Source organism: Gordonia sp. w5E2 (genome assembly GCF_036540975.1).
In the GTDB taxonomy this organism is placed as follows: Bacteria; Actinomycetota; Actinomycetes; order Mycobacteriales; family Mycobacteriaceae; genus Gordonia; species Gordonia jacobaea.
On the sequence record NZ_CP144213.1, the window covers coordinates 4,647,611 to 4,660,251 of the forward strand.

12 protein-coding genes are annotated in these 12,641 nt (G+C 66.2%); 3 read left to right on the plus strand and 9 right to left on the minus strand.

Annotated features, from left to right (window positions below; genetic code table 11):
- Positions 1-6 precede the first annotated feature (6 nt).
- On the minus strand, positions 7-1,173 hold the full coding sequence (locus RND64_RS21095) for a carboxylate--amine ligase (RefSeq protein WP_049700402.1): 1,167 nt from the start codon (positions 1,171-1,173) through the stop codon (positions 7-9).
- Positions 1,174-1,446: 273 nt separating this feature from the next.
- Here RND64_RS21095 and RND64_RS21100 point away from each other — a divergent pair, with 273 nt between their 5' ends.
- Positions 1,447-2,685, plus strand: coding sequence for a DMT family transporter (locus RND64_RS21100; protein WP_049700401.1), 1,239 nt, complete (start codon positions 1,447-1,449; stop codon positions 2,683-2,685).
- On the opposite strand, the gene RND64_RS21105 is transcribed toward RND64_RS21100, so the two are convergent.
- The 7 genes from RND64_RS21105 to RND64_RS21135 form a co-directional block, all read right to left on the minus strand.
- Entirely contained in the window at positions 2,673-3,644 is a 972-nt protein-coding gene (locus RND64_RS21105) for a hypothetical protein (RefSeq protein ID WP_049700400.1), read from the minus strand. The genes RND64_RS21100 and RND64_RS21105 overlap by 13 nt on opposite strands.
- Positions 3,645-3,654: 10 nt before the next feature.
- Complete coding sequence (locus RND64_RS21110; RefSeq protein ID WP_049700399.1) at positions 3,655-6,270, minus strand: helix-turn-helix transcriptional regulator; 2,616 nt, start codon at positions 6,268-6,270, stop codon at positions 3,655-3,657.
- A 98-nt stretch (positions 6,271-6,368) separates the two neighbouring features.
- Positions 6,369-7,157 carry an ABC transporter permease subunit gene (locus RND64_RS21115; RefSeq protein ID WP_083444447.1) on the minus strand — a complete coding sequence of 263 codons (789 nt, stop codon included), beginning with the start codon at positions 7,155-7,157 and terminating at the stop codon, positions 6,369-6,371.
- Positions 7,157-8,074, minus strand: a complete 918-nt coding sequence (locus RND64_RS21120; RefSeq protein ID WP_049700476.1) for an ABC transporter ATP-binding protein — start codon at positions 8,072-8,074, stop codon at positions 7,157-7,159. Before RND64_RS21120 ends, RND64_RS21115 begins: the two co-directional genes overlap by 1 nt.
- A 141-nt stretch (positions 8,075-8,215) precedes the next feature.
- The gene (locus RND64_RS21125; protein ID WP_049700398.1) at positions 8,216-9,022 is read right to left on the minus strand and encodes a thiazole synthase; all 807 of its coding nucleotides are present in this window, start codon (positions 9,020-9,022) and stop codon (positions 8,216-8,218) included.
- Between the two features lies 1 nt (position 9,023).
- Positions 9,024-9,221: a sulfur carrier protein ThiS gene (gene thiS, locus RND64_RS21130; protein ID WP_005209103.1), complete on the minus strand. Its 198-nt coding sequence runs from the start codon at positions 9,219-9,221 to the stop codon at positions 9,024-9,026.
- Positions 9,218-10,354 carry an FAD-dependent oxidoreductase gene (locus RND64_RS21135; RefSeq protein WP_049700397.1) on the minus strand — a complete coding sequence of 379 codons (1,137 nt, stop codon included), beginning with the start codon at positions 10,352-10,354 and terminating at the stop codon, positions 9,218-9,220. Before RND64_RS21135 ends, thiS begins: the two co-directional genes overlap by 4 nt.
- A 163-nt stretch (positions 10,355-10,517) precedes the next feature.
- On the opposite strand from RND64_RS21135, the gene thiE reads away from it, so the two are divergent.
- Together thiE and RND64_RS21145 are read left to right on the plus strand one after the other, a co-directional pair.
- On the plus strand, positions 10,518-11,228 hold the full coding sequence (thiE, locus tag RND64_RS21140; protein WP_049700396.1) for a thiamine phosphate synthase: 711 nt from the start codon (positions 10,518-10,520) through the stop codon (positions 11,226-11,228).
- A 311-nt stretch (positions 11,229-11,539) separates the two neighbouring features.
- Positions 11,540-11,923 (plus strand): hypothetical protein, encoded by a 384-nt coding sequence (locus RND64_RS21145; protein ID WP_049700395.1) that lies wholly within the window; start codon positions 11,540-11,542, stop codon positions 11,921-11,923.
- A gap of 34 nt (positions 11,924-11,957) precedes the next feature.
- Here the strand turns inward: RND64_RS21145 and RND64_RS21150 are convergent, their stop codons facing one another.
- Positions 11,958-12,437, minus strand: a complete 480-nt coding sequence (locus tag RND64_RS21150; protein ID WP_049700394.1) for an NUDIX hydrolase — start codon at positions 12,435-12,437, stop codon at positions 11,958-11,960.
- Positions 12,438-12,641: the final 204 nt, after the last annotated feature.

Below are 12,641 nucleotides of genomic sequence, written 5' to 3' on the forward strand. Positions count from 1 at the left end.
AGTGGCTCAGATCGGGTGGCCGTCCCATTCGTGGTCGTGCATGAAGCCCTCGGCCAGGCCGACGTGGTAGCGACGGCAGTCGCGCAGAATCGACGCGTAGGCGACCGGCAGCATGACCCCGGGCTTCATGTCGCCGCGCTCGAAGATCACGTCCTCGTACGAGCGGAAGTCCTTCCAGAACTGGCGCATCGACCGCCCCTGGCGTGATGCCTTCGTCCAGCCGTAGAGCAGCATGCCGAGTCCGATCATGCGGTCGACGTCGGAGTCGGGAACGATGAGGTCGTCGTTGTGGCCGAAGAACGCCGCGGGTACGTCGTTGTGGGGGCGGAACATCATGATCCCGCTCGTCGATCGGGGGTTGCACTCGATGCAGTAGAGGCTGCCGTCGGCACCCTCGATGAAGTCGAATCCGGCCTGGCCGGTAAACCTCTGCGCCGCAACAAATTCGGTGATCCAGTCCAGGATCGGTTGATGTTCGATCGAACTGAACGACAGGCACGAACTGCCGCCGATCGCGTAGCTGACGGGGTAGGTCGCGTGTGCGTTGACCTTGCCGTCGCGACAGACCGAGTAGGTGCAGTACCGCTTGCCTTCCATCCACTCCTGGGCAAGCCACGGATTCGTCGGATCGTATTCGACCCAGTCGAGGTTCTCGCCGGGAGTGATCTTGTGCACTTTCTGCGACCCGCGCGAATAGCACTGCTTGAGCGCGAACGGGACGTCGAAGTCGAGCGCTGCGGCGTCGTCGGGTCCTTCGACGACGGCGAACTTCAGCGTGGGAATGCCCAGTGAGACCAATTCACGCTGGAAGTCGTACTTGTTGTGCAGCTTGTTCTCGGTGTCGAAATCGGACAAAAACACCTCGCACTCCGCAGGGAACAGTCCGACCATCATCGACAAGATGTCGGTTTCCTCGTGGATGGGAATGACCATGTCGACTTTTTCGTCGACGACGATTCGAGCGAGTTCGCGGCAGTAGTCGCGGGGCTCGAACTTCGGTGGAGGCACCTTGTGAAATGCGTCGACCGAGTTGGAGAAGCGGCTGACACCGATCGGGATGCTGTCGACGACGGTCACCCGATGACCCGCCGCCGACATCAGCCTCGCCAGGTTCAGCGTGAGGAAAGAGCGGCCGAAGGTGATCAGTACGTGCTTCTTCGGGGATGTCGCCACATCGCGAGTCTAGTCAGTGGTCGGCGTCCGCCCGAGGCGGGCGGGGACGGCCTGAGACGGGCGGCGACGGGATTGTCGGTACCTCGGTGAATACTGAGAGTGGAATAATAACTCGCTTGCCGACCGTTGACCGATGAGTTGTGGTTGTAGGGGGAGTCTTCATTGCACGACCACTAGGGCCGGACGATTCCTCGGCTCCCGTCCACCGGGGCCGACTCCGATGGACCGGGTGGATAACACGAATAGACGACGAATAGCAGAGAGGCGGGTCGCATGTTCCTCATAGGCGTCATCGCGGCGAGCCTCGCCGCGGTGGCTTACGGGATGTCGACGGTGCTGCGCGCCCTCGGGGCTCGTCGTGCCGCGCAGATCGACCGTGATGAGGGCATCGAGACCACCAATGCCGCCGGGGGTCCGACGCTTCGCTCGACAGCGTCGACCTTCGTCGACCCGGCGTTCATCCTGGGAACGGTGCTGGTGACCGTCGGTTTCGCCGGCGGCGCCGTCGCGGCGCGCTACCTGCCGCTGTTCTTGTCGCAGACGATCGTCTCGGCCAACCTGGTGATCACCGCACTGCTCGGCACCATCATGCTCAACATCGCGCTGCATACACGCGACTGGATCGCCATCTGGCTCGTGGTGTTCTCGCTGTGCCTTCTCGGCATGTCGTCGTCGCATCAGACAGGTGATTCCGGCGACCACTCATTCCATTGGCTGCTGTTCTTCGCCACCATCGTCTTGAGCGGGCTGGCGTTGCTGTCGGTGTACCGACTCGGCCGACACGGAGCGATCGCGGGCGGTGCTGCCGCAGGCCTGCTGTTCGGTGTCATCGCCATCGCGGTGCGCATCCTCGACGGCATCCACCCGTTCGACCCCGTGCGACTGCTCCTCGATCCCGCAGCATGGACCATCGCGATCGCGGGTGCCGTCGGTTTCTTCGTGCAGACCGTCGCGCTACAGCTCGGCGCTGTCAACGGCGTCACCGCGGTGCTCGTTGTCGGCGAAACGGCAGGTCCGAGCCTCATCGGCGTCATGTTCCTCGGCGATCAAGCCAAGCCTGGCCTTGGATGGCTCGCTCTGGTCGGCTTCCTCGGAGCTGTCGTCGGCGCCGTACTGGTCGCCTGGTACGGCTCCGGAGATCCCGACCACTTCGGTGAGGCACCCCCGATGAAAGGCGGGTGGCGTCGCGGACGTGAAGACGATGAGTTCGACGACTACGACGACAGCGAATTCGAGAGCGGGCAATTCGAGAGCGGGGAGCTGCGCTCCGATATGACCGCTTCCGACGAGATCGACTCCTTCGGATTCGCGCCCGCCGACTTCGACGACGATGACGACGACGAGGGCCGCAGCAGTAATGGGAGTCGCAGCGGTAATGAAAGTCGCAACGTTGGTGAGGAGCACGGCCGCGCTGAGGACCACGGTGTTGCCGACTCGTCGTCGAGGTCGGACATCGACTTCACCGACGCCGACCTCGACGACCGGCAGCCCTCACGCCGCTACTCGTGCTGATCGCTGCCCTCGACCTCTAGTCCGTCTTCTCCTTGACCTTCTCCTTGACCCGCGGCGGCCCGCACGGCGGCGCGGAGGTTGCGTATGGCGCCGAGTCGCCACGCGGTGACAAACCAAGTGACCGTCACGAACGGCGCGATGATCAGCATCGACCACAGGTAGCTGTTGTTGGGCATGACGTCTGAGATCACCTGCGCTCGTGGCACGCCGTCGATGTCGGCAGGCAGCCACGCCTCGAGGATGTTGCGCGTGAGCTTGACCGGCGCGAACGGACCGGCGCTCGATGCGAGATAGAACGAGATCAGCACGATCAGCAATGACCCGAGCCACCCGATGACTTTGACCTGCGAGCCCAGGATCTCCGCAGATGTCCTGATCGACTCGGCGGCGAAGCCCAACATCAGCACCAGCAGCAGACACGCGACCTGCGCGGAGAGCAGTTCCTCTATCACCGAGGATTCATCGTCGCTCGACGCCATATTCGGCAATCCGATTGCCAACGAGATCAATCCCGAAATCAACGCGACGAGCGTCACCGAACTGGCCGCGCCCTCGATCCGGCCGAATGAGCCGCGCAGCGCACCCTCGGTCGCTGCGCTCGCCACTTTCGGACTGACGTCGTAGACGACCAGCACGACGAGTCCGGAGATCAGCGCGCTCAGCAGCCACGCAACCGTCGTAGTGCACACGGCCGCGAGCGCGAAGGAGCCGATCAGCGGTCCGAACAAGCTGTCGGCGTTCTCTGACAAACGTGTCCCGACGAGCGGCAGGACTCCGACGATCGCGATGACGAGTCCGCCGGCGAGAAGTGGACCGGAGAACTCCGTTATCTCGACGGCGTCGAGGTCGGGGTCGGGGTCGCGACCACGGATGACCTGCCATTCGGCGGTCGTCAGTTGTCGCAGGCCGCTTCCCCACCGCGTGCGGTCGCTCTCGGCGCCGGGCCGTGTGTTGCCCACGTCCAACAGGTTAAGGACTGACCGCCCGTTGTTGCGTGAGGATCGCCGCGATGTCGGCGCGGTCGGTCACGTCGAGCTTCACGCAGGCACGGTAGATGTGCCCCTCGACTGTGCGCACGGAGACCACGAGGCGCTCGGCGATCTGCTTGTTCGAGAGTCCTGCGGCCACCAGGTTGGCGATCTCCCGTTCGCGCGTGGTGAGCGGCAACGGTTGTGCCGCACGCACCAAAGCGGGTGTCCGCAGACCGCCGCACGACGCCGAGATGCGGTCGGCCATCGCCGCCGACGCGACCGTCGCCGAACGGTGTGAAGCGTTGTCGTGCAGCACACTTGCCTGCGCGGCCGAGTCGGCCGCCGAGAGCAGGTAGCCCAGCTTCTCGAAATCGGCGGCACACAGATCGAGTTCGACGCCGTCGCCATCGGCACTGGCCCGCGCGTGGCGTGCATAGAGGCCGACGAGCGGCCCGTCGACGACGCCGCTGAGTTCGGCGAGCCTGTCCGCAACCGTTGTATCGCCGAAACGTGCAGCGGTGTGCAGTGATTCGGCTTCGACGGCGAACTGCCCTGCCTCACGCGCCTGCTGCGCCGCGTCATTCGCGAGGGCGATCGCGGTGGTGATCATCCCCGCGGACGCGGCCTGCCAGGCGGCAGCGACACCGAGCATCGGCCCGAACACCGCGACCTGCCTGCCGTAGTGCTCGCCTGCTCGGGCGAGCGCGATGTCGGCTTCGTCGGCCAATCCCATTGCCGACAGTGACTCGATGAGGAACAGGTAGGCCGGGAAGTTCCAGGTTGCCGAGTATTCGTCGGTGTCGAGCGTCGCGAGGGTCTGTTCGATGCGTCGTGTGACGGCGGTGCACCTGCCGCGCGCGAGGTCGACAGCGGCAACGAGTTCTCCCGCCATCGCCCAACCGAGGTACTGCGCGGTGTCGGCGAAGGTGGCGTACCGCTGTGCCGCGACCTGCGCCTCATCGAGATGGCCGGTGAGCGTGAGTGACAGTACCTCGCCGATGCCTGCCGGAAAGCGCAGCATCCCATCGGTTTTCGCCTCGGCGTCACGTGCCTGGGCAGCAAGGGGCGCGACGTCGTCGCCATGTCCCTGTAGCGCGCGGGCGAGCATGCCGCCGAACGCCGCCCACTCGACTGCCCAGGGCAGCGGAGACGACGCCGCGAGCACATCGTCGGAAAGCTCGACCGCGCGTGCGAGATCGTTCTCGAAAAGTGCACATGCCGACCCGATCGCGTCGACGATCGGCGTGAGCAAGGGTTCGGTGACGCACGCACGCACTTCATCGAGCAACTCGTCGGCGCGTTTCGAATCGCCCATGGCCCAGAACATGTTTCCGACGCGCAGGACGCCGATGCGGGTGGCTCTGACCTCACCGAGATCGGCGAGCCGGTACTGCGCGAGTAACTGCTCCGCCTGATCCGGCCGGGCCTGCCACATCAACGCGCGGGCCAGCAGCTCTGCCTCATCCGGGCCACCCCCGTCGGCAATTGCCGCGCGCGCGAACCGCTCACCCATCGGAACCTGCGCCAAGTTGAGTGCGTCGCGGGCTGCCGAACCGAGCAGCGACGGGTCGATGGCACCGACGTCGCTTTCAAGTGCCAGGTCGGCGAGTCGAATTCGCGCCGCGGGAGTGTCTTTGGGCCGCGAGTCGAGTGCTCTGACGAGCGCACCGCGGAGTCGACGCGACGACGCGAGTCCGAGACCGTGCCGGATGACCTCTCCGAACAGGGGATGGTGAAAGGAGACGTTGAGGCTGCGGCCATCTCGGGCAATGCGGACGAGGCCGTCGATCTCGGCTTGTTCGACGGCCTCTTCGCTGGTGAGATCCGACAGCACATCGATGTCGAGAGGTTCGCACAGGCTCAGGTACTTCAGAGCGGCAAGGACATCGGGCTGCAGTTGTTCGACGCGGCCGGCGAGAAGCGAGGCGAGCTCGGAGGTGATCGCAGCGCGTCCGCGGAGCTGCCACACACCGTTGACCTGCCGCAGGGTGCGCGCTGCCCGTGCGCCCTCGACGAGATGTCGCAGAAACAGGGCGTTGCCGCCGGAGGCTTCCCACATACGGTCTGCGGAATGCTCCTCGAGTTGTCCGCCGAGGACGGACTCGATGAGATCGACGCTCTGCTCTTTGGTGAACGGCGACAACGTGATTCGGATGAGGTGGTTGTCTTTCCAGAGCGAGGTGACGGCGTCGGGCACGGCCTCACCGCTGCGCACGGTTGCGACGATCTGCACGGCTCGATCAATTGCGAGTTGATGGAGCAACGTCGCCGACAACTCGTCGAGGAGATGCGCGTCGTCGACGCCGATGATCGTATCGCCCTGTGCCAGAAGGCTTTCACGCGCCGCTGACAGATACGTCACCGGGTCGCTCGACACCGCGGGACCGACGAGATGCGCGAATACTCCGAGCGGTATCGATCGAGCCGACTCGGTACCCGCGACCCAGCGAACCCCCGTATCGGTACCCGATGTGACCAGCCGCGCCAACGTCGTCTTACCGACGCCCGAATCGCCTGTCAGCACCACCCCGCACACCGAACCGCCCGGATTCAGCGCAGACTGGATCGTGCGGAATTCCTGCTCCCGCTCGATCAGTGGCCACGTGCCCTGCATGGGTTTCGAGTCTAATCCTCGACCCGCAGCTCTCCGACTCCCACGAGAAAGGGCTGTCCCCTGAACGGACTACTCAACGCGTCTGGCTCCGGGTCCGGCTACCCGGCGTCGCGTCGATTCACCAGGAGCACACCGACAGCGAAGACGATCGCGGCGAAGATCCCGAAGTAGACCAGCGAGACCCACGAATTCCAGTGGTAGCCATCGCCGGGAAAGTCGCCGTCGAGGAATCGAGAGCCGTTGCGGAACGGGAGAAATGGCCCGATTCGACGTCCCACGACCGGCAGTGCCGCGGCAACGTTCTCGAGGACCAGCATCCACACCAGCACCACCGAGACCGCACCAGCGGTCTGTCGCACGATGGCACCGACACCGATCCCGACGACGACGCACAGCGCCGCCCAGACCGCGGTACCCCAGATCTGCCTGATCACGTGTTCGCTGCCGAGGTCGAGACCAGCCGAACCGTTCACCGCCTTCACGAGCAGAACGCTGCACAACGACAACGGCACGACGACGACAAACGTCAACGCGATGTACACCAATGCCTTCGCGCACAACACATTCTGGCGACGAGGGGTCGCCAGGAACGACGTACGGATGGTGCCGAAGCGGAACTCGGTGGTCACGCCGAGTACCGCCATGATCATCAAGATGACGACTCCGAAGAAATTCACCCCGATCAGATAGACCGACGCCGCGCTGCTCTGGTCGACCGATCCGTCGGTCCCGGCTCCCTCGGGTTGGTCGGCGATCGCGCCAGCACCGCGAGTCACGAGCGCGATCAGTCCCGCGATACCGAGACCGAGTACGACGACCGCCGCTATGCACCACCACGGCGCACGGGTACTGGTCAGCTTGATCCGTTCGGACCGGACCACGCCCATCAGTGCTGCCCTCCCCGGTAGTCGATCGACTCGGCTGTGGCTGCCATGAAGACCTCTTCGAGCGACGGGGTGTCGGACACCAACTCGTGTAACCCGATTCCCGCAGCGGCCGCGACATCGCCGACCTGGTCGGTGGTGGCGTCTGCGACGGTGAGGTACACCCGGCCGTCCTGTCCGGCGACCGGGGTCACCGCCAACCCAGCGGCCTCGAGTGCCCGGTGGAGTTCCGCCGGTTGCGGGGTACGTACCCGGGCCACCGGGCGCGCCCGCGCGGTGAACTCCGAGATCGAGCAGTCGGCGATCAGCCTGCCCCGCCCGATGACGACCACGTGGTCGGCCGTCAGCGACATCTCGGTGAGCAGATGGCTCGACACGAACACCGTCCTGCCCTCCGCGGCCAGCGCCCGCATGAAGTTGCGGACCCAGACGATGCCTTCCGGGTCGAGTCCGTTGACCGGTTCGTCGAAGACGAGAGTGTGCGGATCGCCGAGCAGTGCGCCCGCGAGCCCGAGTCGCTGCGACATACCGAGCGAGAAACCGCCTGCCCGTTGGTCTGCGACGGACGTCAGGCCGACCATCTCGAGCACTTCGTCGACTCTGCCGACCGGGATGTCGTTGGTCGCGGCCATCCACCGCAGATGATTGCGCGCGCTCCGGTTGGGGTGCACCCACTTGGCGTCGAGCAGAGCGCCCACCTGACGCAGTGGATGGTCGAGTTCGCGATAGAGCCGACCCCCGACAGTTGCTGTTCCCGACGTCGGCCGGTCGAGGCCGAGGATCATGCGCATCGTCGTGGATTTCCCCGCCCCGTTGGGCCCGAGGAATCCGGTCACGCGCCCCGGCGCGACGGTGAAACTCAGGTGGTCGACGGCGGTCACGCCCCCGAAGGTCTTGGTCAGATCGGCCGCGGCAAGCATTGATTCGACCATAGCAATCGAGTTCTGCGCGCTGGTGATTTCGACTCGGCTGCTCGCTGGCCGAGCGCTATCCGCCGGTCGAGCTTGTCGAGACCACCGCTGGTGATTTCGACTCGGCAGCTCGCTACGCTCGCGGCCGGCTCAATCAGCGGAAAGGACCACCCGCCCCGGCGACGAGGCCTGCGCCCAGAAGCGCGTCGGGATGCGGCCCGCCCCGGCGGCGAGGCGGCCTGCGATCACCGCGTGGCGCATCGCATTCGCCATGCGTTCCGGGTCGTCGGCGCGGGTCACGGCCGACGCGAGCAGCACGCCGTCGCAACCGAGTTCCATTGCCCGCGCGGCGTCGCTTGCGGTCCCGATGCCGGCGTCGAGGATGATCGGCACCTGCGCCGATTCGACGATCATCTCGATGTTGTGGGGGTTGGAGATCCCGAGACCGGTTCCGATCGGCGACCCGAGCGGCATCACCGCGGCGACGCCAAGGTCGGCGAGTCGTGCCGCGAGCACCGGGTCGTCGTTGGTGTAGACGAGCACCGTGAAGCCGTCGTCGACGAGTCGTCGTGCGGCGTCGATGAGTTCGATGGGGTCGGGCAGCAGCGTGCGGTCGTCGGCGACCACCTCGAGTTTCACCCACGACGTCTCGACTGCCTCGCGTGCGAGTTGCGCCGTCAACACCGCCTCCGCGGCGGTGTGGCTCCCGGCGGTATTGGGTAACACGTCGATCTTCAAGCGCCGCAACAGATCCAGCACCCCGGTCGTCGATCCCGCGTCGATCCGCCGCATCGCCACGGTGGTCAGTTCGGTGCCCGAGGCGACCAGCGCGCGCTCGAGCACCGCGAGGTTCGCCGCCCCGCCGGTGCCCATGATGAGTCGGGAACCGAAGTGGCGGTCGGCAATTCGCAGTCCGCCCAGATCCTGTGTCGGCGTTTCGGTTTCCGCTGAGCTCATCTCAACCACCCTGCACAGCCGTGACGACCTCGACGACGGCGTCGGACGGAACAACCGTGTCCCATCGTCCACGCGGCACGACGGCCCCGTCGACGGCGACCGCGACGCCGCGGTCGGGCAATCCGAGACGTCGGACAAGCGCGTCGACGGTCGGCTGTGCGTCCCACTCGTGGCGCTCTCCGTTCACAGTGAAGCTCACCGTGCCTCCTCGTATCCGTACACGTCGTCTTCGTGACCGACCTCTTGCTGAACATCGTTGTGCTGCAGTATTTCCAGAACTCGCTGTGCGGTGTACGGCGCGAGGACGATCCCGTTGCGGCCATGGCCCGCCGCAACGACCACCCGCTCGTCGATACGACGGATCAGCGGTAGTCCGTCTGGCGAGCACGGCCGGTACCCCACACCGACTTCGGCGAGCGTGTAGCTCGCGAGTCCGGGCATCACCGTGAGCGCGTCGTCGAGCAGGTCGCGAACGCCCGCAACCTCTGCACCCGGCTCGTCGGATTCGTATTGTGTTGCGCCGACGACGATTCCGTCCGCGCGCGGAACCAGATACACCATCCGGCCGTCGACCCTGGCACGCACGACGTGACTCGGCGGCGGCACCGACCAGCGTGTGCGAGTCAGCCGCAGGATCTCGCCCTTCGCACGATGAATGCGCGCACCGGACCAGAGCTGCGGCACACCGGCCCCCGCGGCGAGAAGTACCTGTCGACCCGCCACAGCATCGAGATCGGTGATCGTGTCGTTCCGCAGGTGCGCGCCGGCATCCCGCAGCGCACCGCGCAGCCGGGCGAGCAGCAAGCGGTTGTCGACTGCCCCCTCGCCCGTCGCGAGAAATCCGCCGCGCAGTCTCGAGGTCAGCGCGCCCTCCAACTCGCGGATGTCGGCGGGGCCGATCGCTCGGATCTCACGCCCGGCACCGAGCGCGGGCGCCCACACCTTGTCGGCCAGGCGCGTGAGGTGTTCGAGATCGGTGGCGGTCGTCGCGACGAACAGCGAGTCGGCAGCTGTCGCGATCGTCTCGCCGGTGTCTCCTGCACCAGTGTCCTCTGCGCCGGAGCCCTCTCGGGAGCCGTCGCCGAGACGTGCCAGCAGCGTCGGCCACTGCGCAACCGACGCCGACGTCGCGGCGAGCAGTGCTTCTTCACCCGGCAGTCCCTCGCCGAGCGAACCGAGCATGCCGCCTGCGACGTGCGAGGCGCGCTGCTGTGGTCCGGCGTCGTGAACCACCACGCGCATGCCCGCGTCTGCCGCGGCGAGTGCACTGGTCAGTCCGATGACTCCGCCGCCGACGACAGCGAGGTCGGGGGTGTCGATTACAGCCGTCAACTTCTCGAGATCCTTCCTTCGCCGGCATGACCCGGATCAGGTACGACGGTCAGCGGGGGCGTCCCACACTCTCAGCCCGCCGATCCGCGGACTCCCGTGTCTTTCGAGTCCACCTTACTGCGACCCGTTTATCAGGCAGCGACCCAACCGCGCCGCAGGGCGCATGGCTACGCTGGCGATCGTGACAGCCCACCACGCACGCACCAAGCGACTGGAGTCCGCGACCCTCTATCTGTGCACCGACGCCCGGCGCGAGCACGGCGACCTTGCCGAGTTCGTCGACGCCGCGCTCGCAGGCGGCGTTGACATTGTTCAGTTGCGCGACAAGGGATCTGCGGGCGAGAAGCGCTTCGGAGCGCTCGAGGCCCGCGAGGAGTTGGAGATCCTTGCGGTGCTGCGCGAGATCACCCAGTCACGCAATGCACTGCTGGCCGTCAACGACCGCGCCGACATCGCGACGCTCGCAGGGGCAGACGTCCTGCACGTCGGCCAGGACGATCTTCCCCCTGCCGCGGCGCGTCGGATCGTCGGCAACGATGTGCTCATCGGCAAGTCGACCCACGATGTCGATCAGGCCGCAGCCGCCGAAGCAGATGCCGACGTCGACTATTTCTGTGTGGGTCCGTGCTGGCCGACGCCGACCAAGCCGGGGCGTCCGGCGCCCGGTCTCGACCTGGTGCGTGCGGTCGCGGCGAGCGAATCCGCCGAGAACCCGCGCCGCCGCAAGCCGTGGTTTGCGATCGGCGGCGTCGACGCCGAACGACTCCCGGAGGTCACCGAGGCGGGTGCGCGGCGGATCGTCGTCGTGCGTGCGATCACCGCGGCGTCCGATCCGTCCGAAGCGGCGTCGCGATTGCGCGCCGGGCTCGCCTGACGCACCCCTGGGAGTTGAGCCCAGGCAAAACCCGCTTGCGTCATGTGGGGTGGGCAGCGATAAAGTGAACGTCACCATGTTGTGCGCACCGAGCCTCCTCGTACCCCGCCGCAGCGGGGTCTAGAATCGACCGACCCCCCGCTGCGGGGTCGTCGTGCGCTCGTCGGTCATCGACTCTTTGACCGAAAAGACCTTCAACGATGCACAACCTTCACTTTTCCCAGCCATGCTGTGACAGCAATGGCGCAGATCCTCTCTGGCAGCGGACCGGCCACGCACTCCCCAACGGAATCCGTCAGGAGGCAGCTGGAATGACTTGGCAGCAGTTCGTCGACGAGTACACAACCAACGGTGCGATCCGCCTCGGCTCGTGGAGCGTCGCCCCAGCACCCGGCGACATGGTCGAATGCCGGGCAACTATCGCCTACGACGACCGGATCATGTCGATGACCGCGACGGCGGCCGGGCCGGTTGGCGCGATGACCTCGATCCTTCACGACCTGGGAGTCTCGGTGCAGATCGTCCGACTGCACCAGCGTCGGCTCGACGACCGAAACGTTTCGTTCCTGCTGTGCGAACACGATCGTCGGCAGTGCTGGGCGACGGGCGACGGCGATACCACCGCCGACGCGAACATCAACGCGCTGATCGCTGGGGCCAACCGACTGCTCGAGGGCAGCGACCTGCACGCCTGAGCTGTCTCGGGTCTCTCGGCGCAGGTCGTCTGACTCAGGTCGTCGAGTCCAGCGACGCGAGGCGCTCACGAAGTTGTGGCCACGCGCTGCCGAAGGCGGGATGCAGCGGCAGCGTCGCCACATGCGCCTCGGGAACCCAACGCAGTTCGGCCGATTCTCCATTGGCGGTCGTGATGACCGGACGCTGCGCGTCGGCGATGACCGTCGTGTAGGTCCATCCGCCGATGGTGCGGTGCGTGACCAACGCTGCCACGACCGACACGTCGCCGGGTGCGATGCCTGCTTCCTCGCCCGCTTCGCGGATCGCGGTGTCTACTGCCGTCTCGTGCGAGTCGCGTGCACCGCCGGGCAGACCCCAGGTGCCGCCCTGATGCGACCACGCCGCGCGGTGTTGGAGAAGTATCCCGACCTCACCGTCGGGAAGCGGTGCCCGCAGCAGAAGCCCGGCCGCGCCGTGCAGCCCCCAGTACCTCGCACCGTCGTCGAGAACCCAACCGTCACCGTCGCCGCGCACCGCGCCTCCTGCTCGTCCCCACGCCATGGAAATGATCTGGAAATACTCTCCGAAAGCCCCGTACCTCCAACTTAGGTGAACTCCGATCGCGGTGACACTCCCTCGCCGTCACCTCAGACTCGCACCCGTCATACCCCCGCGGCCCCGGCGTCTCGGACTAGGGTGGAAACGGACTCGACGTGGCGTGCGACATACCCAGAGAGA